13 protein-coding genes are annotated in these 23033 nt (G+C 73.4%); 12 read left to right on the top strand and 1 reads right to left on the bottom strand.

Annotation, left to right across the window (positions count from 1 at the left end):
* The coding region (locus tag CCN39_RS39005; protein WP_143264319.1) for a type I polyketide synthase at positions 1-6514 on the bottom strand (6514 nt) is incomplete at its 3' end.
* Positions 6515-6999: 485 nt separating this feature from the next.
* Here CCN39_RS39005 and CCN39_RS39000 point away from each other — a divergent pair.
* The 12 genes from CCN39_RS39000 to CCN39_RS38945 form a co-directional block, all read left to right on the top strand.
* Positions 7000-8229 carry a pyridoxal-dependent decarboxylase, exosortase A system-associated gene (locus CCN39_RS39000; RefSeq protein ID WP_086850961.1) on the top strand — a complete coding sequence of 410 codons (1230 nt, stop codon included), beginning with the start codon at positions 7000-7002 and terminating at the stop codon, positions 8227-8229.
* A gap of 49 nt (positions 8230-8278) precedes the next feature.
* Positions 8279-10741, top strand: a complete 2463-nt coding sequence (locus tag CCN39_RS38995; protein WP_158104588.1) for an AfsR/SARP family transcriptional regulator — start codon at positions 8279-8281, stop codon at positions 10739-10741.
* Positions 10742-10773: 32 nt separating this feature from the next.
* On the top strand, positions 10774-11703 hold the full coding sequence (locus CCN39_RS38990) for a TIGR03564 family F420-dependent LLM class oxidoreductase (RefSeq protein ID WP_086850957.1): 930 nt from the start codon (positions 10774-10776) through the stop codon (positions 11701-11703).
* Between the two features lie 223 nt (positions 11704-11926).
* Positions 11927-12850 carry an ABC transporter permease gene (locus CCN39_RS38985; RefSeq protein ID WP_086850955.1) on the top strand — a complete coding sequence of 308 codons (924 nt, stop codon included), beginning with the start codon at positions 11927-11929 and terminating at the stop codon, positions 12848-12850.
* Complete coding sequence (locus CCN39_RS38980) at positions 12850-13845, top strand: ABC transporter permease (protein ID WP_086850952.1); 996 nt, start codon at positions 12850-12852, stop codon at positions 13843-13845. The genes CCN39_RS38985 and CCN39_RS38980 overlap by 1 nt, the downstream gene beginning before the upstream one ends.
* Before the next feature lie 10 nt (positions 13846-13855).
* Entirely contained in the window at positions 13856-15526 is a 1671-nt protein-coding gene (locus CCN39_RS38975) for an ABC transporter substrate-binding protein (RefSeq protein WP_086850950.1), read from the top strand.
* Positions 15523-17166, top strand: a complete 1644-nt coding sequence (locus CCN39_RS38970) for an ABC transporter ATP-binding protein (protein ID WP_086850948.1) — start codon at positions 15523-15525, stop codon at positions 17164-17166. Before CCN39_RS38975 ends, CCN39_RS38970 begins: the two co-directional genes overlap by 4 nt.
* Positions 17167-17427: 261 nt before the next feature.
* Entirely contained in the window at positions 17428-19038 is a 1611-nt protein-coding gene (locus tag CCN39_RS38965; RefSeq protein WP_086850946.1) for an ABC transporter substrate-binding protein, read from the top strand.
* Positions 19035-19988 carry an ABC transporter permease gene (locus CCN39_RS38960; RefSeq protein ID WP_086850944.1) on the top strand — a complete coding sequence of 318 codons (954 nt, stop codon included), beginning with the start codon at positions 19035-19037 and terminating at the stop codon, positions 19986-19988. The genes CCN39_RS38965 and CCN39_RS38960 overlap by 4 nt, the downstream gene beginning before the upstream one ends.
* Complete coding sequence (locus CCN39_RS38955) at positions 19981-20802, top strand: ABC transporter permease (RefSeq protein WP_086850942.1); 822 nt, start codon at positions 19981-19983, stop codon at positions 20800-20802. The genes CCN39_RS38960 and CCN39_RS38955 overlap by 8 nt, the downstream gene beginning before the upstream one ends.
* Positions 20799-22370, top strand: a complete 1572-nt coding sequence (locus CCN39_RS38950) for a dipeptide ABC transporter ATP-binding protein (protein ID WP_086850940.1) — start codon at positions 20799-20801, stop codon at positions 22368-22370. Before CCN39_RS38955 ends, CCN39_RS38950 begins: the two co-directional genes overlap by 4 nt.
* Positions 22371-22391: 21 nt before the next feature.
* Positions 22392-23033 (top strand): LLM class flavin-dependent oxidoreductase (locus CCN39_RS38945; RefSeq protein WP_143264318.1); only part of this gene is annotated, 642 nt, incomplete at its 3' end.

Below are 23033 nucleotides of genomic sequence, written 5' to 3'. Positions count from 1 at the left end.
GCTCGGCGATCGCCGAGCGCACCAGGCCCCACACCGGCGCGCCGTCGGGCGAGCCCGGGTCCTGCAGGAACACCAGTTTTGAGTCGTCGCAGCGTTCGTCGAGCAGCCAGCGCTGCACGAGGTCGAGCACGGCGGGCAGCTCGTGCGCGGTGGTGAGCACGACGGGCGGGACGACCGCCGGCAGTTCCGTGCCGATCACGGTCCACTCGCGGTCGGTCCCGCCGTCCACCGGGGCCGGCGTCCATTCCACGCGGTAGAGCTCCGCGGTCGCGTTCGTCTCGGCGGCGGGCCGCAGCAGCAGCGACTCGACGCCGCCGAGCGGGGTGCCGGCGGTGTCGTAGAGGGTGACCTCGACGCCGGTCGTCGCCGAGCCGGACAGCCGGGCCCGCACCGCACCCGGCAGGGGGGAGGTGACCCGCAGGCCGCCGAAGGAGAACGGGAGGAGCAGCTCGGTGCCGTCGAGGACCAGGGCGTGCAGCACCGCGTCGAGCACCGCGGGGTGGGCGGTGAACTCGCCTTCGGCGGGCAGCGCCACCTCGGCGTACCGGTCGTCGCCGTCGCGCCACAGCGCGGTGAGGCCCTGGAACGCCGGCCCGTATTCGTACCCGCGTTCGGCGAGCCGTGCGTAGGCGCCGTCGAGGTCGACCGGCTCCGCCCCGGCGGGCGGCCAAACCGGCAGGGGAGTGACGGGCGCGCGCTCCGGGCACACCGTGCCGGTCGCGTGCCGGGTCCACGGCCCGTCGCCGAGTCGCGAGTGGACGGTCAGCGGACGGCGGCCGTGGTCGTCCGCGCGGCCGAGGCCGACCTGGACGTCGACGGCACCCGACGCGGGCAGCACCAGCGGCGCTTCGAGCGTGAGGTCCTCGACGCTCCCGCCGTCCGCCGCTTCCAGGGCCAGTTCGGCGAATCCGGTGCCGGGGAACAGGACCGTGCCGCGCACGGCGTGCCCGGCCAGCCACGGCAGCGACGTGAGCGAGAGCCGTCCGGTGGCGACCAGGCCGTCGCCGTCGGCGACCGGGGTGGGCGTGCCGAGCAGGCCGCCGGAGTGACCGGTGAGCCAGTAGCGCTGCCGGTCGAACGCCGAGGTCGGCACGTCCGGGTGGCGGGTGACCGGGCCGAGCAGCCGCGGCCAGTCCACCGCGGTGCCCCGGACGTGCGCCGCGGCGAGGGCGAGCAGGAACCGGCGGGGGCCGCCTTCCCCGCGGCGGAGCGTGCCCACGGCGGTGCCGTCGATGTCCGCGTCGGCCAGGATCTCCTGCACCGCGCCGGCGAGGATGGGGTGCGGGCTGACCTCGATGAACAGCGGTCGCCGGTAGCCGGCGAAGGCGCGGATGGCGGCGTCGAACTGCACCGGCTCGGCCAGGTTGCGGTACCAGTAGCCCGGGGTCAGGTCCGAGCCCGGCAGGAAGCCGCCGGTGCAGGAGGAACAGATCGTGGTCGCGGTGTCGGCGGGGGCCAGCGGGCCGATTTCGGCGATCAGGGCGTCTCGGACGGCCTCGACGTGCGGGGTGTGCGCCGCGTACGCCACCGGGGTGCGCCGGATCTGGACGTCGGCGCAGGCGGCGGCGAACTCCTCGATGGCGGCCAGTTCGCCGCCGACCACGGTGCCGGCCGGGCCGTTGTCCACGGCCGGCCACAGGCGCCCGGCCCACGGTTCGAGCCGCTCCCGCACCTGCGCCACGGGCAGGCCGACGGCGAGGATCCCGCCGGTGCCGTCCAGTTCGGCGGTGAGCAGCCGGCTCCGGACGGCGATGATCCGGGCGGCATCGGCGAGCGGCAGCGCCCCGGCCACGACGGCCGCGGCCAGCTCGCCTTGGGAGTGGCCGACCACCGCGGCCGGTGCGACCCCGGCGGCCCGCCACAGTCCGGCGAGGGCGACCATGACGGCGAACAGCACGGGCTGCACGACCTCGGTCCCCTCCAGGTCCGGCGCGCCGTCGGCGCCGGTGAGCACGTCGAGCACGGACCAGCCGGTGTGCGGGCGCAGCGCCTCGGCGGCGTCGGTGAGCAGCCGGGCGAAGCCGGCGTCGGCGGCGAGCAGTTCGGCGGCCATGCCCGGCCATTGGGCGCCTTGGCCGGGGAAGACGAAGACGGGCTCGGTTTCGCCGGCGGCGGTACCGGTGACGAGCGCGGGGTGCGGGGCACCGTCGGCGAGCGCCCCGAGGGCGGCGACGAGTTCGGCCCGGTCGCCGGCGACGACGACCGCGCGGCAGGTGCCAGGGCGGCGGCGGGCGAGGATCGCCGCGGTCGAGGTGAGGTCGTCGTCGGCCGCGGTTTCGGCGTAGGTCCGCAGGCGGGCGGCGTGGGTGCGGAGGGCGGTGTCGGTGTGGGCGTGCAGGGGCCAGACGAGCGGTCCGGTGGGTGCCGTCGCGGCGGCCGGCGCCGGCTCCTCGACAGGTGCGGCTTCCAGCACGACGTGCGCGTTGGTCCCGCTGATCCCGAAGCTCGACACCGCGGCCCGCCGCGGGCGCCCGTGCTCGGGCCACGCCTGGGCCGCCGACAGGACCTCGACCCGGCCGCTCGCCCAGTCGACATGCGGACTCGGCACCTCGGCGTGCAGCGTGCGCGGAATCGTGTCGTGCCGCAGCGCCTCCACCATCTTGATCACCCCGGCGACGCCCGCCGCGGCCTGGGTGTGGCCGATGTTGGACTTCAACGACCCCAGCCACAGCGGCGTTTCGCGCGCCTGGCCGTACGTGGCCAGCAGTGCGTGCGCCTCGATCGGGTCGCCCAGCGCCGTTCCGGTGCCGTGTGCCTCGACCACGTCGACGTCCTGTGTGGACAGTCCGGCCGCCCGCAGCGCACGGCGGACGACCTGTTGCTGGGCCTGGCCGTTGGGCGCGGTGAGGCCGTTGCTGGCGCCGTCGGAGCCGGTCGCGCCGCCGCGCAGCAGGGCCAGGACCGGGTGGCCGTGGCGGCGGGCGTCGGACAGCCGCTCCAAGATCAGCATGCCCGCGCCCTCGGCGAACGCCGTCCCGTCGGCGGCGGCGGAGAACGCCTTTGCGCGGCCGTCGGCGGACAGGCCGTTCTGGCGCGTGAAGTCCACGAGGTTGCCGGGCGCGGCCATCACGGTGACGCCGCCGGCGAGGGCGAGCGAGCAGTCGCCCCGGTGCAGCGCGTCGGCGGCCAGCTGGATCGCGACCAGCGACGACGAGCACGCGGTGTCGATCGTGAGCGCCGGCCCGCGCAGGCCGTAGGTGTAGGCGATCCGGCCCGACGCGACGCTCGGCGAGGTGCCGGTCAGGCGGTGGCCGTCGACGAGGCCGGTCGGCTCGTGCAGCCGCGGGCCGTAGTCCATGGCCATCGCGCCGACGAACACGCCGGTGTCGGTCCCCGCGAGCGAGCCCGGCTCGAGGCCGGCGCGCTCGATCGCCTCGTGGCTGATCTCCAGGAGCACGCGCTGCTGCGGGTCCATCGCCAGGGCTTCGCGGGGGCTCAGGCCGAAGAACGCCGGGTCGAACCGGTCGGCGTCGTGGAGGAAGCCGCCGAACCGGGTGGCGCACGAGCCGGGGCCGGCCTCGCCGAGGAGGGTGTCGAGGTCCCAGCCGCGGTTCGCGGGCAGCTCGGTGACCGCCTCGCCGCCGGTGGAGACCAGGTCCCACAGCTCGGCCGGGGAGGTGATCCCGCCGGGGAAGCGGCAGCCCATGGCGACGATCGCGATCGGGTCACCCTGCTGGGGCACAACGGCTTCCGGGGCGGTGTCGCCGGGCCGGGCCCGCAGGTGCGTGATGAGGTGCGCGGGTGTCGGGAAGTCGAACAGCAGCGTCGTCGGCAGCTTGAGCCCGGTGGCCGCCTGCAGCCGGGTGCGCAGTTCCACCACGCTCACCGAGTCGAAGCCGAGGTCCTTGAACGTGCTCGCGGGGTCGATGCCGGCCGCGTCGGCGTGGCCCAGCACGGCCGCGGCCGTGGCGAGCACGAGGTCCGCCACCTGCGTGGGATCGACGGCGACCGGGGCGGCGGCCACCTCTTCGCCGAGCCAGTGGCGGGTCCGCTGGAACGCATACGTCGGCAGGTCCACCAGGCGCGAGCCGGGCACCTCCCAGCGCACCCCGGCCCCGGCCGCGAACGCCTCGGCGAAGCTTCGCCGAAGCCGGTCGCCGCCGCCGTCGTCCCGCCGCAGCGTCCCGACGACGGCCACCGTGCGGTCCTGGGCTTCGGCGGTCTCCTCGATGCTGCCCAGCAGCACGGGGTGCGGGCTGCACTCGACGAACCGCGCGCCGCCGGCGGCCAGCGCGCCGGCGGTCGCCTCGGCGAACCGGACCGGCCGCCGGAGGCTTTCGAACCAGTACCCGGCGTCGAGACCCGCGGTGTCGAAGGGCTTGCCGGTGAGGGCGGAAACGAAAGTGACCGAAGTGGACACCGGGCGCACCGGGGCCAGGAGCCACAGGATCTCGTCCCGCAGCGGGTCCACGGCCGCGGAGTGGGACGCGTAGTCGACCGGCAGGACCTTCGCGCGGTACCCGTCGCCGGTGAGCGTGGCGTGCAACGCCGCCAGCGCATCGGCCGGTCCGGACAGCACCACCGACCGGTGGCCGTTCACCGCGGCGACCGACACGCCGGCGGGCAGCAGCGGCCGGACGACGTCCTCGGACGCGCCGACCGACATCATCCCGCCGCCGCGCGGCATCCCGGCGATCACCCGGCTGCGCAGGGCGACCACGCGGGCGCCGTCGGAGAGGGACAGCGCACCGATCGCGGTGGCGGCGGCGATCTCGCCCTGGGAGTGCCCGACCACGACCGACGGCGTGAGACCCGCCTCGCGCCAGACCTCCGCCAGCGACACCATCACGGCCCAGAGCGCGGGCTGGACGACGTCGACGCGCTCGAGGTCGGCGGTGCCGTCACGCAGGTCGCCCAGGAGGTCGAAGCCGAGGAAGGGAGCCAGCGCGGCCGAGCACTCCGCCAGCCTGCGGGCGAACACGGGCGAGTCGCGCAGCAGCGCACGGGCCATCTCCGGCCACTGGGAACCCTGGCCGGGGAACACGAGGACGTCGGCGCCGTCGACGGCCCGCCCGGTCACGACACGCTCGGAGGGCGTGCCCGCGGCCAGCGACGCGAGGTCGTCGAACACGACCGCGCGGTGCTCGAAGAGGTCCCGGGTCCGCAGCAGCGACCGGGCGACGTCGCCGTGGGCCAGCCCGGGGTGGTCGGCGAGGTGGCCGGCGAGCGCGCGGGCCTGTGCGTGCAGGGCCGCGGCCGACCGGGCCGAGAGCACCAGCGGGACGTCGTCGGCGGCGACGTCCTCGGGTGGCACGGAAGCCGGGGCCTCGGCCACGACGACGTGGCAGTTGGTGCCGCCGACGCCGAACGAGCTGACCCCGGCGACGAGCCGCTCCCGCGGCCGCGGCCAGTCCCGGCCCTCCGGCACCACGGCGAGGTTCAGCGTCTCCAACGGGATGGCCGGGTTCGGCGTGAGGAAGTTCAGGCTCGGGCTCAGGCGGCGCTCGGCCAGGCACACCAGCACTTTCAGCAGCCCGGCGATACCGGCGGCGCCTTCGAGGTGGCCGACCACGGTCTTCACCGACCCGACGTGCAGTGGTTCCGGGCGGTCCCCGGCGAACGCGGCCCCGAGGGCTTCCGCCTCGATCGGGTCGCCGACCGGCGTGCCGGTGCCGTGCAGCTCGACGTACTGGACGTCGGCCGGCGCGACTCCGGCGTCGGCGCAGGCCAGCCGGATCACCTCGGTCTGCGCCTCGGCCCGCGGCACGGTGAGGCCGTCGCCGCCGCCGTCGTTGTTCACGGCTCCGCCCAGCAGGACGGCGTGGATGCGGTCGCCGCCGGTGAGCGCCGCGCTCAGCGGCTTGAGGACGACCAGGCCGCCGCCCTCGCCGCGGACGTACCCGTCGGCGCGGCTGTCGAAGGTGTGGCAGCGGCCCTGCGGGGACAACGCGCCGAAGCGGTCCACGATCTCGGTGCCGGTGTTCAGGAGGTTGAGGTTCACCCCGCCGGCGAGCGCGACGGCCGCGGTGCCGCGGCGCAGCTGCTCGGCCGCCAGGTGCACCGCCACCAGTGACGACGACTGGCCGGAATCGACGGTCAGGCTCGGCCCGGTCAGCCCGAGCACGTAGGAGACGCGGTTCGCGATGAGGCTGCGGTGGGTACCGGTGAGGGTGTGCGGTCCGGCGCCGAGGCGGTCGTGCAGCAGCGCGTAGTCGCCGTTGATCGCGCCGACGACGACGGCGGTGGCGCTGCCGCGCAGCGTGCCGGGCGTGATCCGGGCGTCCTCGCAGGCCTCCCACGCCAGTTCCAGCACCAGCCGCTGCTGCGGGTCCATCGCCGCGGCTTCGCGCGGGGAGACACCGAAGAAGGGCGCGTCGAAACCGTCCACATCGGACACGAAGCCGCCGCGCCCCGAGCCGTCGCCGTCCGTCCACCGGCCCGGCGGGACCTCGCCGACGGCTTCGCGGCCCTCGGCCAGCAGCCGGCGCAGCCGCGCCGGGGACGGGGCGCCGGGCAGCCGGCAGGACATGCCGACCACCGCGATCGGCTCACCGGGAGCAGGCAGGGAAGACATAGTTCACCCATCGTCGGAAGGGATCTCGGAAATCGGGGAATGCGCGTGGTGCTGTCCGAATTGCACCGGTTCCCGGGAATTCCCGGTGGCGCCGGTGGATTCCGATCGTGCGGGCTGGGCACCCCGTTCGTCAAGGGTGTTCCCGGCGCTCGCGGTGGCAGGCAGGCGACGGCAGCAAGCTGCCACCGGAGCGGGCCACCCGGCTGGAGCAGTGCGAGTGGGTGACTGCGCCGAACGGTGTGGTCAATTGCCCTGACCTGCGAAAATGACTGTCCGGTCCGGTGTGGATGGTGCCACCGGAGTGACCGTGCGGACACAGCAGGTACACCTGGGTGCCGCGTTCCCCACCCGGCCGCCGAATCTGGGTGAGGACTACCCATGTCCGGGTGGGTGGGTAGTTGCTTCAGTGTTCGAGTGCCGCCCGGTAACCGACGGCGGTGCCTTTTCCGGTTGCTATTTCCCCGTGCTCGAAGAAAAGGAAAGCGATGGCGAACACGACGGAAGCCGCGGCGGCGCCGTTCGGCCGCGCCGGCGGTGTGCTCACCGTGGGCGGCGTGCCCGTGGACCGGCTCGCGGCGCGGGTCGGCACCACCCCCTTCTTCGCCTACGACCGCTCGCTCGTCACCGCCCGCGTCGAGCGGGTGCGGGCCGCGCTGCCCGACGGCGTCGAGCTCAGCTACGCGGTCAAGGCCAACCCCATGCCCGCGCTGCTGCACCACCTCAGCGGCCTCGTCGACGGCCTCGACGTCGCTTCCGCCGGGGAACTGCGGCAGGCGCTCGACACGACCGTCCCGCCGGAGCGGATCAGCTTCGCCGGGCCCGGCAAGACCGCGGCCGAGCTGGCCCGCGCGGTCGCCGCCGGCGTCACCGTCGAGCTCGAGTCCACCACCGAGCTGGCCCGCGTGCGGGAGGCCGGTGACCGCCTCGGCCTCACCCCGCGCGTGGCGCTGCGGGTGAACCCGGACTTCGCGGTGCGCGGGTCCGGCATGCGCCTGGGCGGTGGCCCGCAGCAGTTCGGCATCGACGCCGAGCGCGTCCCCGCCGTGCTGGCCGAAGTCGGTGCCGCGGGCCTCGAATTCCAGGGCTTCCACGTCTTCGCCGGCTCCCAGAACCTGCGCGCCGAAAGCCTGTGCGAGGCCCAGCGCGCGACGGTCGAGCTGGTGCTGCAGCTCGCCGAATCGGCGCCCGGCCCGGTGCGGTCGGTGAACCTGGGCGGCGGCTTCGGCATTCCCTACACCGCCCGCGACACGGCCCTGGACCTCGACGAAGTCGGCGAGAACCTGGCGAAGCTCCTGGACGTCTCGCTGCGGCCCGCGCTGCCCGAGGCGCGCGTGGTGATCGAGCTCGGCCGCTACCTCGTCGGCGAGGCCGGGGTTTACCTCACCCGCGTGGTCGACCGGAAGGTCTCCCGCGGCACGACCTTTCTCGTCGTCGACGGCGGCCTGCACCACCAGCTGGCCGCGTCCGGCAACTTCGGCCAGGCCATCCGCCGCAACTACCCCCTGGACCTGGCGTCCGCGCCCGGCGGTCCGGAAGAGACGGTGACGGTGGTCGGCTGCCTCTGCACCCCGCTCGACCTCCTCGGCGACAAGGTTTCGCTACCCGGCGCGGCGATCGGCGACCTGATCGCGATCTTCCAGGCCGGCGCCTACGGCCTGACCGCCAGCCCCACCGCCTTCCTCGGGCACCCGGCGCCGCCCGAAGTCCTCGTCTGACCCCGGAGGGAACACCGTGCAGACCACCGTGCCGACACCCGGAGCCGCCGTGCGCTCCGACACCCGGAGCCCCCGCAACGAAGTCGATCCCGGCTTCCGCGTCCTGGGCCTGCTGCAGGTCCGCGGCCGCGAGCCGGTCGTCGTGACCGCCCGCCGCCAGCAGGTGGTGCTCGCGCTGCTGCTGCTCAACGGCAACCGCGTGGTGCCACTGGAAGTGCTGCTCGACGCGCTGTGGGGCGCCACCCCGCCCGCGACGGCCCGGGCGCAGGTCCAGACCTGTGTGTCGGTCCTGCGTCGCGCGCTGGCGAAAGCCGGGCTGGGCGAACGGATCTCCGCGCGCGGCAGCGGCTACTGCCTCGACCTCGGACCCGGGGAACTGGACCTGCACGAGTTCGAGACGCTGGTGGCGCGCGGACGGGCCGCCCGGCGGCCGGAGGAGGCGCGCGCGGCGTTCCGCGAGGCGCTGGCGCTGTGGCGCGGGGAACCGCTCACCGGGATCGACAGCGGTGTCGTGCGCGCCCACCAGGTCCGCATCGCCGAGCGGCGGGTGGAGGTGCTCGAGGACTGCCTCGACGCCGAGCTCGAGCTGGGCCTGCACCGCGAGGTCGTCGGCGAGATCTCGGTGCTGACCGAGGAACACCCGCTGCGCGAGCGGTTCGTGCTGCAGCTGATGACCGCGCTGCACCGGTGCGGCCGGCGGGTCGAGGCGCTCGCCGCCTACCGGGCCGTGCGCCGCCGCTTCGTCGACGAACTGGGCCTGGAGCCCGGTGCCGCGTTGCGCGAGCTGCACCAGGACATCCTCGCGGGGGCGGGCGAGGCACCCGCGAGCGGCCGCGCGGTCCCGCGGATGCTGCCCGCGCGCCTGCCGTACTTCACCGGGCACGAGCGGCTGCTGGCCGGGCTGCGGCGCGGCCTCACCGACGACGGGCCGGGCGCGGCGGTGGTCACCGTCCTCACCGGACGCGGCGGAACGGGCAAGTCCGCCGTCGCGGCCGAAGCCGCGCATCGCGCCGCGCCGGCGTTCCCCGACGGGGTGCTCTACGCGCGGCTCGCCGAGGAGGACGCCGCCGACGTGCTCGCGCGGTTCCTGCACGCACTCGGCGTGCCCGCGGGGGAGATCCCCGACGAACTGGACGGCCGCGCCGCGCTGTACCGCAGCGTGCTCGCCGGGCGCCGGGTGCTGACCGTGCTGGAGGACGCCGCCAGCCTGGCGCGCGTCACGCCGTTCGTCGCGGACGCCCGGGGCTGCCGATTGCTCGTCACGACCAGCGCCCGCGTGCCCTCGCTGCCGGGCGTGGCGGTGGCCGAGCTCGAGGTGCTGGACGGCGCGGAGGGCGTCGAGCTGCTCTCGGCGCTGATCGGCGAGGACCGCGTGACGGCGGAGCTGTCGGACGCCGTGGAGCTGGTCGAGCTGTGCGGCGGCCTGCCGCTGGCGGTGACGGCGGCGGCCACGCACGTCGCGGCCCGGCCGGGGCGCACGCTGGCCCAGGCGGTGGCCCGGCTGCGCGCCGAGGACGACCGGCTCGGCCGGCTCGGCGCGGGCGTCCGGTCGGCGGTCGGCCGCGGCTTGGCCGAGTTGCCGGCCTCGGCACGGGATCTGTTCGCGCGGCTGGCGCTGCTGCCCGCGGGAAGCTGGGCGGGGTGGGCCGCCGCGGCGCTGGCGGACCTCGGCCCGGCGGAAGCGGCCGACGCGCTGGAGTCGCTGGTGGACGCGCGGCTGGTCGACGTCGCCGGAGCTCGCTACCGGCTGCCGACGCTGACCCGGCTGCTGGCGGTGGAACTCCTTGCGGCACAACCACTTCAGGAGGCGTCCCGCCGGTTGTTCGGTGCCTGGCTGTCTTTGGCGGACGAGGTCCGGGGTGCCGAGGCCGGCCGGGCACCACGGACGTCGGTGGCGGCCGATCTCGGTGACCCGGGCACGTGGTACGAGCGCGAGTCCGCGGGCCTGCTGGCGGCGGTACGTCAAGCGGCCGACGCGGGGGAGCCGGGGTACTGCGCGGAACTGGCGCTGGCGGTGGCCGACCTGGCGGGTGCGCGGGGCCGGTACGCGGACTGGCGGGAGAGCGGCGAGACGGCGTTGCGCGCGGTGGTGCTCGCGGGCGACCGCCGCGCCGAGGCGGCGCTGGAGCGGTCGCTGGGGGAACTGGCGGTCCGCGAAAGCCGGTTCGCCGACGCCGCGGGCCGGATCACCCGGGCGCTCACCGCCGGGGAGGAGGCGGGCGGGGTGAGCTGGGACGAGCTGGTCCGGCAGGTCCTGGCCGGAGTCGACCGCGCCCGCTCGGCGGTGGTGGCTTCGCCGGTGGTGCCGGGGTTGCCGTCGGGGGAGCCGGGACCGGGCAATCGCACGGCGTCACCGCGGATCACGTTGGGGCGCAACCAGTTCGAGCTGGCGGCGGACCGGGCTCAGCCGGACGGCGCACCCCGGTCGACGGGCCGCACGGCGCACCGGCGACTGCCGCGCCCGCGGCCGATCTCGTGGCGGCGCGAGTCGGAGTACCCCGAGGAAGCCTGAGCTGTGTTGCTCTCGAAAGCGAAAGGAACGCCATGACCATCGGTGCCGCCCTGCCCGCCGGCGACCTGTCCGGGGCCGCCAACAGCGTCGAAGCCCTGCTCGCCCAGACCCGCGAGGCCGCCGACGCCGGCCTGCGGTCCGTCTGGTTCTCGCAGCTGTTCGACCACGACGCCGTCACCCTCGCCGCCCTCGCCGGCCGCGAAGTGCCGGAAGTCGCCGTCGGAACGGCCGTCGTTCCGCTCTACCCGCGGCACCCGCTCCACCTCGCCGCCCAAGCCCAAACCGCGCAGGCCGCGACCGGCGGCCGGTTCACCCTCGGCCTCGGCCTCGGCGTGCAAAGCCTGCTGGAACCCGCCTTCGGCTTCGAATACCCGCCGCCCATCACGTCCCTGCGCGAATCCCTCACCGTCCTGCGCGACATCTTCGACGGCCGCCGCCCCCTCTTCGACGGCGAGACCCTCACCGCCTGCCCGACCTTGCCCACGGCCGTCCCCGGCGGTGGCGGCGTCCCGATCATCGTCGCCGCGATGGGCCGGCAGGCACTCCGGGTGGCCGGCGAACTCGCGGACGGCACCCTCCCGTTCCTGGCCGGCCCGCGCGCGCTCGCGGAGCACATCGTGCCCACCCTGACCAAGGCCGCCGCCGACGCCGGGCGGCCCGAACCCCGGGTGATCGCCGCCGTCCCGGCCGTGGTGACCGACGACGCCGAGACGGTCCGGCAGATCGCGGCGGTCCACCTGGGCTACTACGGCGACATCCCGTCCTACCGCCACATCCTCGACGCCGAGGGCGCCACGCACCCGGCCGACCTGGCTTTGATCGGCGACGAGCGCACGGTCGAGTCGGGCCTGCGCCGCTACTTCGACGCGGGGGCGACGGAGATCGTCCTGATCCAGTCCGGTATGCGGTCCGCACGAGAACGGCTGCGCACTTGGCAGCTGGCGGGCACGATGCTGCGCTAGTTGTGCTGTCCGGGGAGGGTGGTCAGCCGGGGGAACCTGTCAGCACGACAGGCCGCCACCGGGTCACCTCAACCCGGGACCACCTCCCCGGACATCACAGCCAGTCCACGAATCGGACACGGCCGGGAAGTATCGTTCCACATCCTGAGAAGGTGGATCGATCACCACCCCGACTGCTTAAGGTCCCTGATCGTCACTCGATCGGCTGAACCTTGAAGGTGCTGTGTCCGCCCCCACCCTGCCGCCCCTTGCGGCGCGCTCCCTGCCCGCCGCGGTCTGGCGTGCCGTCCGGTCCGGGCGGTGGACGTCCGTCTGCGCGGTCCTGATCGTCCTCATCGTGCTGCTCGCCGCCGGGGCCGATCTGTTCACCCTGGTCGAGGGGCAGAGCCTCGTCCCCGACATCTCGACACTCGGCCCGACCGGGCTCCCGGCCGGGGCGCTCGGCGGCGTGAGCGGCGCGCACTGGTTCGGGGTCGAGCCGTTGACCGGCGTCGACCTCTTCGCGCTCGTCGCCCACGGGGCGCGGACGTCGCTGCTCGTCGGGCTCGGCGCCACCGTGCTCGCCACCGCGCTCGGGGTCGTGGTCGGCGTCAGCGCCGGCACCCTCGGCGGCTGGTGGGACCGCCTGGTGACCTGGACCGCCGACGTCATCCTCGGCTTCCCGTACCTGATCTTCATGATCGCGCTCGGCGCCGTCCTCCCCGTCGACTTCCCGCGCCAGGTCACGCTCATCGTGGTCCTCGGGCTCTTCGGCTGGCCGCGTGTGGCCCGGATCGTCCGGGCCCAGGCCCTGACGCTGGCCAAGCGCGACTTCGTCGCCGCGGCCAAGGTCGTCGGCGGTGGCCCGTGGCACGTCTTCAGCAAGGAACTGCTGCCCAACCTGTGGGCGCCGATCATCGTCGTCGCCAGCCTGTCCATCCCGTCGATGATCGGCAGCGAGGCCGCACTGTCGTTCCTCAACGTCGGCGTCCTGCCCCCGACACCCAGCTGGGGCCGCACCATCAGCACCGCCATCGACTTCTTCGAGACCGACCCGATGTACCTGGTCTTCCCCGGGCTCCTGCTGTTCCTGATCACGCTGGCCTTCAACGTCGTCGGCGACGCTATCCGCGACGCGCTCGACCCGCGCTCGGCAGGTGCCGCCTGATGCGCACCGCCCGCTTCGTCGCCACCCGGTTCGCCGGGATGCTCCTGGTCCTGCTCGTCGTCGCCTTCGTGACGTTCGTCGTGTTCTACGTCCTGCCGGCCGACCCGGCCCGGATGGCCTGCGGCCGCCCGTGCTCGCCGGAAGGCCTGCAGCTCGCGCGGGAGTTCATGGGCTACGACGTCCCCTGGTACCGGCAGTTCCTCGACTTCCTCGGCGGGATCGTCGGCGGCCGCACCTTCGGCAGCGGCGCCGCGGCGATCCACTGCGCCGCACCCTGCTTCGGCTACGACTTCCAGAACAACGTCGACGTGCTCAGCGAGATCGGCGGCCGGATCGAGGTCAGCTTCTCGGTCGCGCTGGGCGCCGCGGCGATCTGGATCGTCCTCGGCGTCGGCCTCGGCGTGCTCTCGGCGCTGCGCCGCGGGACCGCCGTCGACCGGATCACCATGGCCGCCGCGATGGCCGGCGTGTCCATGCCCGCCTACCTGGCCGGGATGATCGGCATCACGATCTTCGCCTTCGCGCTCGACGTCGTCCCGAAGTCCGGGTACGTGCCGCTGACCGAGGATCCCGCGCAGTGGGCGTGGCACCTCGTGCTGCCGTGGTTCGTCCTGGCGTTCCTGCACGCGGCGATCTACGCGCGGCTCACCCGCGGCCAGATGCTGGAAACCCTCGGCGAGGACTACATCCGCACCGCGCGGGCCAAGGGCCTGACCGAACGCAAGGTCGTGGGCCGGCACGCGCTGCGCAACGTCCTGCTGCCGGTGGTCACCGTGTTCGGCGTCGACCTCGGCGGCCTGCTGGCCGGGACCGTGATCACCGAGCGGATCTTCGGCATGGCCGGCGTCGGACGGCTGCTCGTCGACGCCATCGCGTCGCTCAACCTGCCCGTGCTGCTCGGCGTGACGTTGTTCTCGGCCCTGCTGATCACGGTCCTGAACTTCCTGGTCGACCTCTGCTACGGCGCGCTCGATCCGCGAGCGCGTCTCGTCTGAAAGGGACACGATGAAACGGGGACACAGGCTTGTGGGGGTGCTGGCCGCCGTCACGCTGCTGACGGCGTGCGGCGCCAACGACACACCGGCGGCGCAGGGCGGCACCGTCAAACCGGGCGGGACCCTCGTCCTGCTCAACGACGCACCCTCGATCACGTGGGACCCGGCGAAGAGCTCGAACCTGGTCGTCACCACGCTCGGGCTGATCCACCGCCGGCTGACGTCGTGGGACGTCGCGCCGGGCAAGGACACCACGATCGTGCCCGACCTGGCCACCGACACCGGCCGGCCGAGCGACGGCGGCAAGACCTGGACGTTCACCCTCAAAGACGGCCTCGAGTACGCAGACGGGACGCCGATCAAGAGCGACGACGTCAAGTGGGGTCTCGAGCGCTCGTTCGCGCCGGCCTTCTCCGGCGGCCTGGCCTACCACAAGGACCTGCTCTCGCCGGGCCTGGCGTACAAGGGCCCGTTCGAGGGCAAGGAACTCGATTCGATCCAGACGCCGGACGCGAAGACCGTCGTCTTCCACCTCGCCCGCCCCTACGGCGACTTCAACTGGGTCGCCAGCACCCCGGCGTTCTCGCCGGTGCCGAAGGGGAAGGGGGCCGAGGCGAACTACGGTGACCACCCGGTCGCGTCCGGGCCGTACCAGCTGGCGAGCTACGAGCGCGGCAAGTCGGCGAAGCTGACGCGCAACCCGAACTGGAGCCGCGACGAGGACAAGACGCGGCTGGCCAACCCGGACACCATCGAGTTCCAGCTCGGGCAGGACACCAGCGTCATCTCCAAGCGCCTGGTCGACGACACCGGGGCCGACCGCAACGCCTTCGGCATGTCGTTCGCCTCGCCCGCGCAGCTGGCCCAGATCCAGGGCAGCGCGTCGGCGAAGTCCCGGCTGGTGACGTCGGAATCCGGGGCGCTGGCCTACCTTTCGCTGAACACCCAGCGGGGGAACCTCACCAACCCGAAGGTGCGCCAGGCGTTCCAGTACGCCGTCGACAAGGCCGCCTACCAGGTCGCCAGCGCGGGCAGCGCCCAGCTGGCCGGCGACGTCGCCACCACGCTGATCACGCCGGGCCTGCAGGGCCGCGAGCAGTACGACCTGTACCCGGCGCCGCCCTCCGGTGACGTGGCGAAGGCCAAGCAGCTGCTGGCCGAGGCCGGCTTCCCGAACGGGCTCGACGGTCTCGTGCTGGCCACCCGCAACGAAAACGGCTACCCGGAGAAGGCGGCGGCGATCCAGGCGTCGCTGGCACGGGCGGGCATCAAGATCACCATCAAGCCGCTCGACGAGGACACCTACACGTCCGAAGTGGACACCAAGGGCATCTCGGACTACGACCTGACGCTGACCTCGTGGCAGCCCGACATCCCGTCGGCCAACGCGAACATCCAGCCGCTGTTCCAGTCGACCGAGATCGGCAACGGCGGGGTCAACGAGTCCCGCTACAACAACCCGGAGGTCGACAAGCTGATCACCGAGGCACAGGCCACGGTGGATCCGGCCGAGGCCGGGAAGAAGTGGGCGGCACTGGACAAGAAGATCCTCGCCGACTCGCCGGTGGTGCCGCTGATCTACACCCGCAACTCGTTCCTGCACGGTTCGCAGGTGGGTGGCGTGCAGATCGGACGGTTCCCGGCCTACGTCGACTACCGCAAGTTCGGGATCATCCAGTGAGCGGAGCCGGGCTCCTGCGGCTGCACGACGTCGCGGTCTCGTTCGGGGACGTCGAAGCCGTCCGCGGCGTCGGTTACGAGGTCCGCGCGGGCGAAGTCGTCGCGGTGGTCGGGGAGTCCGGCTCCGGCAAGACGGTCACCGCGATGTCCCTGCTCGGCCTGCTCCCGCCCACCGCCCGCGTGACGGGCCGCGCGGAGCTGGCCGGGCGGGACCTCTACGCGATGACCCCGGCCGAGCTGCGGGCGGTCCGCGGCGGCGAGGTCGGCATGGTGTTCCAGGAGCCGATGAGCGCGCTGAACCCGGTGTTCACCATCGGGGACCAGCTCGTCGAGGCGATCCGGACGCACCAGCCGCTCACCGCCCCCGCCGCCCGGGAACGGGCGATCGAGCTGCTCACCCTGGTCGGGCTGCCGGAGCCGCGGCAGCGGTTCCGGTCCTACCCGCACGAGCTGTCCGGCGGGCAGCTGCAGCGCGTCGTCATCGCGATGGCGGTGGCGAACGAGCCGAAGCTGCTGATCGCCGACGAGCCGACCACGGCGCTGGACGTCACCGTGCAGGCGGAGATCCTGGAGCTGCTGCGGGACCTGCGCGAGCGGCTGGGGACGGCGATCCTGCTGATCACGCACGACATGGGTGTCGTCGCCGACCTCGCCGACCGGGTGGTCGTGATGCACGACGGCCGCGTGGTCGAGCAGGGCCCGGTCGAGGCGATCTTCACGGCGCCGGCCGAGGACTACACGCGGCAGCTCCTCGGCTCGGTCGTCTCGCTCGGCAGCGCGGTCACCACGCAGGTCTCGGAGTCGCTCCCGGACGTCCCCGCCGTGGCGCCGCTGCTGCGCGTGGAGAACCTGTCGGTAACCTACCGCGGCCGGTTCCGCACGATCACGGTCCGCGCGGCCCAAGGCGTGAACCTGCACGTCGAACCGGGCGAGGTCCTCGGCCTGGTCGGCGAGTCGGGGTCGGGCAAGAGCACGGTGGCCCGGGCGGTCACCGGCCTGATCGCGCCGACAGCGGGGTCGGTGCACATCGGGGACGCGGACATCACCCGGGTCCGCGGCCGGGCGGCGAAGGCGCTGCGCCGCCGGATCGGTGTGGTGTTCCAGGACCCGCTGTCGTCGCTGAACCCGCGGACGACGGTGGGGGAGAGCGTCGCGACCCCGCTGCGGCTGCACCGGGCGGTTCGCGGGTCCGAAGTGGACGGCCGGGTCGCGGAGCTGCTGTCCGCGGTGCAGCTGTCGCCGTCGCTGAGTTCCCGGTACCCGCACGAACTGTCGGGCGGACAGCGCCAGCGGGCGTGCATCGCGCGGGCCCTGGCGCTGGGCCCGGACCTGCTGGTGGCCGACGAGCCGACGAGCGCGCTCGACGTGACCATCCAGGCCCGGATCCTGGATCTGCTGCGCGACCTGCGGCACCAGTTCGGGTTCGCGTGCCTGTTCATCAGCCACGACCTGGCGGTGATCGAGCAGCTCGCCGACCGGGTCGCGGTGATGCACCGCGGCCGGGTGGTGGAGCAGGGGCCGGCCAAGGAAGTCCTGACGGCACCGGCTCACGAGTACACCCGGCGGCTGCTGTCGGCGGCGCCGGTCGCCGACCCGGAGGCCCAGCGCCGGCGCCGCGAAGCCTGGCGGCAACTGCGCTGAGGGCCTGGCGTGGCACCGCGCGGCCATCCCGCTCCACGGCGACGTGCGGGCCGCGAGAAGTCATAGCTCCACAGCTATCCGATGCGCCGCCGCGGCGCACGCGCGCTCAAAATGTGGACGCAGCACAAAAACCTTGTGTGTCAAGAGTGTCTCGCGGCGGTGCCAGGTTCTGGGACGCCGGTTCGCCCAGTGGGACGGGTCCCGGCGGGTGGCTAGCGTCGCGTTCCGAAGAAGCAACCGCTCCCCGCTGGAGGCCGTCCGGTGTCCCCTTTCCCCCGTGCCCGCAACGCCGCGGCCCTGCTCGCCCTGCCCCTCCTGCTGACCGCCTGCTCCCCGGCGGGCGGTGAACCCGCGGCCGACGCGGGCCCGCCGAAGCCCGGCGGCACGCTGCGCCTGGGCATCTCGTCCGCACCCGACTGCATCGACCCGCAGCAGACCGGCACGAACGCGTCGATCAACGTCGCCCGCCAGCTGGTCGACTCGCTCACCGACCAGGACCCGAAGACCGGCGAGATCAAGCCGTGGCTGGCCGAGAAGTGGGAGATCAACGCCGATTCCACGGCGTTCACCTTCCACCTGCGCTCCGGCGCGACGTTCTCCGACGGCAGCCCGGTCGACGCGGCCGCGGTGAAGACGAGCTTCGACGGCATCAAGGCCCTCGCCACGAAGGCCCAGCTCGGCTACGGCTACCTGGCCGCGTACCAGGGGGCGGCGGTGGTCGGCCCGCAGACCGTCCGCCTCGACTTCTCCGCGCCCAGCGCGCAGTTCCTGCAGGCCAGCTCGACGGTCTCGCTCGGCGTCCTCGCACCGGCGGCGTACCGGAAGACGCCCGAACAGCGCTGCCAGGGCACCGGCCTGATCGGCTCCGGGCCGTTCGTGTTCGAAAGCCTGAAGCAGAACCAGGAAATCTTGCTGGCCAAGCGAACGGGCTACGCCTGGGGCTCGTCGCTGTTCAAGCACCGGGGTGCGGCCTACCTGGACAAGATCGACTACAAGATCGTGCCCGAGCCCGGCGTCCGCACCGGCAGCCTCGCCTCCGGCCAGCTCGACGCGGCCACCGACATCCAGCCGGTCGACGAGCCGCAGTTCACCGGCAACGGCTTCACCGAGAACATCCGGCCCAACCCCGGCGTCGTGTTCAACCTGCACGCGAACACCACCCGCGGCGTGCTCACCGACGAGAAGGTGCGCCAGGCCGTGCTCAAGGGCGTCGACCGCGCCGAGGTCGTGAACACCGTGCTGACGCCCAGCTACAAGCCGGCCACGAGCATCCTCGGCTCGGCGACACCGCTGGCCGGCGACTTCTCGCCGCAGCTTGCCTACGACCGGAAGGGCGCGGCCGCGCTGCTGGACGGCGACGGCTGGGTGCCCGGTCCCGACGGGATCCGCGTCAAGAACGGGCAGAGGCTGAGCGCGTCCGTCGTGTTCTCCCCGGTGTTCAACCAGAACCGCAGCGTGCTGGAGCTGGTCCAGCAGCAGCTCCGCAAGATCGGCTTCGACCTGCGGATCGAACAGCACACCACGGCCGAGACCACGCAGATCCAGCTGAGCGGCAACTACGACTTCCTCTGGTACAACGTGACCCGCGCCGACCCGGACATCCTGCGCGGCCAGTTCTCCACCAAGGCCGGCAACCGCAGCAAACTGGCTCCGGGCAACCCCCTGGACGCCGCGCTCGACACCCAGTCGTCCACTGTGGACGTCGCCAAGCGCAAGCCGTCGGCCGGCGAAGCGCAGAGGCTCATCATCGAGCACGCCTACGCCGTCCCGGTGTTCGAGCTGACCCAGGTCGTCGCGCTGAGCTCGAAGGCGCACGCCGTCGACTTCGAGGCGTCGTCACGGCTGCAGCTGTTCGACGCGTGGCTGTCGTGAGGCGCTACCTCCTCCGCCGGGCCGGCCAGGCGGTGTTCGTGCTGTGGGCGGCGTTCACGCTGTCGTTCCTGATCCTCTACCTGCTGCCGGGTGACGCCGTGTCGGCGAAGCTCGCCGGCGGCGAGGCGGGCTCGTCGGCGACGCCCGAGCAGCTCGCCGCCGCCCGCGCGGAATACGGCCTCGACTCGCCGCTGCCGGCCCAGTACCTGAAACGCCTGGTCTCGGCCCTGCACGGCGACTTCGGGCGCAGTGTCGCCACCGGCGACGACGCGACGCACATGGTCGTGACCGCGCTGCCGCCGACGCTCGCCGTGACGAGCCTCGCGCTGGTGTCCGCGGTGCTGTTCGGGGGCGGGGCGGCCTTCCTCGGCACGTTCACGCGGTTCCGCTGGCTGCAGCAGGCGCTGCTGTCCCTGCCGTCGCTGGCCATCTCGCTGCCGCCCTTCTGGGTCGGGCTGCTGCTGATCCAGTTCTTCTCCTTCCGGCTGCGGCTGCTGCCGGCGCTGGGCACGCAGGGCTTCGCCGCGCTGATCCTGCCCGCGATCACGCTGGCCCTGCCGACCGGCGCGATCATCGGGCAGGTGCTGGCGAAGAGCCTGGCTACGCAACAGGAGGAGCCGTACGCGGAGATCGCGGCGGCCAAGGGCGCGAGCCGTTGGCGCGTCCACTTCGGACACCTGCTGCGCAACGCCGCCGTGCCGGCGCTGACCGTCGCCGGGGTGGTGGCGGGCAACCTCGTCGCCGGTTCGGTGATCACCGAGACGGTGTTCTCGCGCGACGGCGTCGGCCGGATCACCGCGGCCGCCGTCACCGCGCAGGACGTCCCGGTGGTGCAGGCGGTGATCGTGCTGGCCGCGCTCGTGTTCGTGGTGCTCAACCTGGTCGTCGACCTGCTCTACCCGCTGCTCGACCCCCGCATCGCACGGACGCCGGAGGTGGCTCGTGGTTGACCTCGCCGTTCCGGCCCGGGTGGTGCGCCGCCCGGGTGTCGTGCTCGCCGGTGCGGTGCTGGCGTTCGTGCTGCTCGCGGCCTTCGCACCGGCGTTGCTGACCGGGTACGACCCGATCACCGGCGTCCCGGCCGAGCGGCTGCACGGGCCGTCGCTGCGGCACCTCTTCGGCACCGACGAGACCGGCCGCGACGTCTACGCGCGGGTGATCCACGGCGCGTCGCTCTCGCTGCGGGCCACCGCGATCGCCGTGCTCGTGGCGCTGGTGGCCGGCTCGGCGCTCGGCCTGCTCGCCGGGTTCCGCGGCGGCTGGGCCGACACGGTGATCATGCGGATCGTCGACGTCTTCCTGGCCATCCCGCCGATCCTGCTGTCGCTGGCCCTGGTCACCGCACTGGGCTTCGGCACGACGAACGTGGCGATCGCCGTCGGCATCGCGAACCTCGCGTCCTTCGCGCGGGTCATGCGCGCGGAGGTGCTGCGCGTGCGGACCGGCGTGTTCGTCGAGGCCGCCCGTGCCGCGGGAGTGCGCTGGTCCGGGGTGCTGCTCCGGCACGTCCTGCCCAACGCGGCGGGCCCGGTGCTCGCGCTGGCGACGCTCACCCTCGGCACGGCCGTGCTCGAGGTGTCCGCGCTGAGCTTCCTCGGCTTCGGCGCGACCCCGCCCACCCCGGAGTGGGGCGCGCTCGTCGCGGGCGGGCGCAGTTTCCTGGCCACGGCCTGGTGGATGACGACGTTCCCGGGACTGACGGTCGCGGCGGTGGTCCTCGCCGCCAACCGGCTGTCCCGGGCGCTGGACGGAGGCGGACGATGACCCTGCTGCGGATCTCGGACCTGGCCGTGTCGTACCGGGCGGTCCCGGCCGTGCGTGACGTCGGCCTGCACGTCGACACCGGCGAAGTGGTCGCCGTCGTCGGCGAATCGGGTTCGGGCAAGTCGACGACCGCGCACGCGGTGATCGGCCTGCTCCCGCGCGGCGGCCGGGTCGACGGCGGGGCGATCACCTTCGACGGCCGGGACCTGCTTTCCCTGTCGTCCCGGCAGTGGCGTTCGGTGCGCGGCCGCGAGATCGCGCTGGTGCCGCAGGACCCGGCGGTGTCGCTGAACCCGGTGCACCGGATCGGCGACCAGGTCGCGGAGGTGCTGAAGATCCACGGCCTCGCGGACCGGCGATCCGCGTCCACGCAGGCGATCGAACTGCTCGAGCGGGCGGGCGTCCCGCAGCCGGAACTGCGGGCGCGGCACTACCCGCACCAGCTGTCGGGCGGGCTGCGGCAGCGCGTGCTGATCGCGGCGGCGCTGGCCGGGCGGCCGAAGCTGATCATCGCGGACGAACCGACGTCGGCGCTCGACGTCACGGTCCAGCGCCGGATCCTCGACCACCTGACGGCCCTGGCCCGTGAATCGGGCACGGCGATCCTCCTGATCACGCACGACCTCGGCGTCGCGGCCGACCGCGCGTCGCGGATCGTGGTGCTTTCCCAGGGGTCGGTCGTCGAGGAGGGCTCGACGGTGGTCAGCGCGCCCACACACCCCTATACGCGGCAGCTGATCGCGGCGGCGCCGAGCATGTCGAGCGCGGTGCGGCCCGTCGCGCCGCCCGCGCCGCCGCTGGTTTCGGTGCGGGACCTCGCGAAGACGTTCGACGGCGGGATCCGCGCGGTGGACGGCGTTTCGTTCGACATCCCGCGCGGCCGGACCCTGGCGTTGGTGGGCGAGTCGGGTTCGGGCAAGTCGACGACGGCCCGCATGGTGCTGCGGCTGGAGACGCCGTCGTCCGGATCGGTGTCCTTCGACGGCCAGGACATCACCGGTCTGGCCGGCGACGAGCTGCGGCGGCTGCGGCGGCGGATGCAGATCGTCTACCAGAACCCGTATGCGTCGCTGAACCCGAAGTTCTCGATCGAGGACGTCGTGGCGGAGCCGTTGCGGGCGTTCAAGCTTCCGCGCACGCGGGTCCCGGAGCTGCTCGACCAGGTCGCCCTGCCGGCGTCGGTGTTGCGCCGGAAGCCGGCGGAACTGTCGGGCGGCCAGCGCCAGCGGGTGGCGATCGCCCGGGCGCTGGCGTTGCGCCCGGACCTGGTGGTGTGCGACGAACCGGTGTCGGCGCTGGACGTGTCGGTGCAGGCGCAGATCCTGGCGTTGCTGGCGGAACTGCAGTCCTCGCTGGGGCTGTCGTACCTGTTCATCTCGCACGACCTGGCGGTGGTCCGGCAGCTCGCGGACCACGTCGGCGTCATGCGCGCGGGCGTGCTGGTGGAGTCGGGCCCGGCGGCCCGCGTCTTGGCGAGCCCGGAGTCGGAGTACACGAAGGAACTGCTGGCGGCGATTCCCGGCCGCCGGGCGGTTTCCCAGCACGTGGATGCTTTTGCCGAGCCGTGACGGATGCTCCATTCTCCGATCATGACCCAGCTCCACGAACCATTGAAATTCGCCTATTGGGTGCCGAACGTCAGCGGCGGGCTCGTCGCCAGTGATATCGAGCAGCGCACCGATTGGGGGTACGAATACAACCGGGATCTCGCGGTCATCGCCGAGAACAACGGGTTCGAATACGCGCTCACGCAGGTGCGCTACACCGCCAGCTACGGCGCCGCCTACCAACACGAATCGACCGGGTTCAGCCTCGCGCTGCTCCTGGCGACGCAGCGGCTGAAGGTGATCGCGGCCGTGCACCCCGGGCTGTGGCAGCCCGGGGTGCTGGCGAAGTTCATCGCCAGCGCGGACGTCCTCTCCGGCGGCCGGGCCGCGGTGAACGTGGTCAGCGGCTGGTTCAAGGACGAGTTCACCGGCCTCGGCGAACCGTGGCTGGAGCACGACGAGCGCTACCGCCGGTCCGAAGAGTTCATCCGGGTGCTCAAGGAACTGTGGGCGAACGACCACGCCGAATTCGCCGGCGACTTTTACCGGATCCACGACTTCGACATCAAGCCCAAGCCCCTTTCGGGTGACGGGCGTCCGCATCCCGAGATTTTCCAGGGCGGGAACTCCACGGCCGCCCGCAAGCTGGCCGGCCGCGTAACCACGCACTTCGGCGACCTGTTC

Origin of the sequence: Amycolatopsis kentuckyensis, assembly GCF_002155975.1 — a bacterium.
In the GTDB taxonomy this organism is placed as follows: domain Bacteria; phylum Actinomycetota; class Actinomycetes; order Mycobacteriales; family Pseudonocardiaceae; genus Amycolatopsis; species Amycolatopsis kentuckyensis.
Note: the sequence above shows the minus strand (reverse complement) of the source record. Positions and strands in the feature narration are given on the sequence as shown.

Coding starts and splice junctions, on each gene's coding strand:
- CCN39_RS39000 (WP_086850961.1), top strand. CDS start 7,000: ATGGCGAACACGACGGAAGCCGCGGCGGCGCCGTTCGGCCGCGCCGGC.
- CCN39_RS38990 (WP_086850957.1), top strand. CDS start 10,774: ATGACCATCGGTGCCGCCCTGCCCGCCGGCGACCTGTCCGGGGCCGCC.
- CCN39_RS38980 (WP_086850952.1), top strand. CDS start 12,850: ATGCGCACCGCCCGCTTCGTCGCCACCCGGTTCGCCGGGATGCTCCTG.
- CCN39_RS38975 (WP_086850950.1), top strand. CDS start 13,856: ATGAAACGGGGACACAGGCTTGTGGGGGTGCTGGCCGCCGTCACGCTG.
- CCN39_RS38950 (WP_086850940.1), top strand. CDS start 20,799: ATGACCCTGCTGCGGATCTCGGACCTGGCCGTGTCGTACCGGGCGGTC.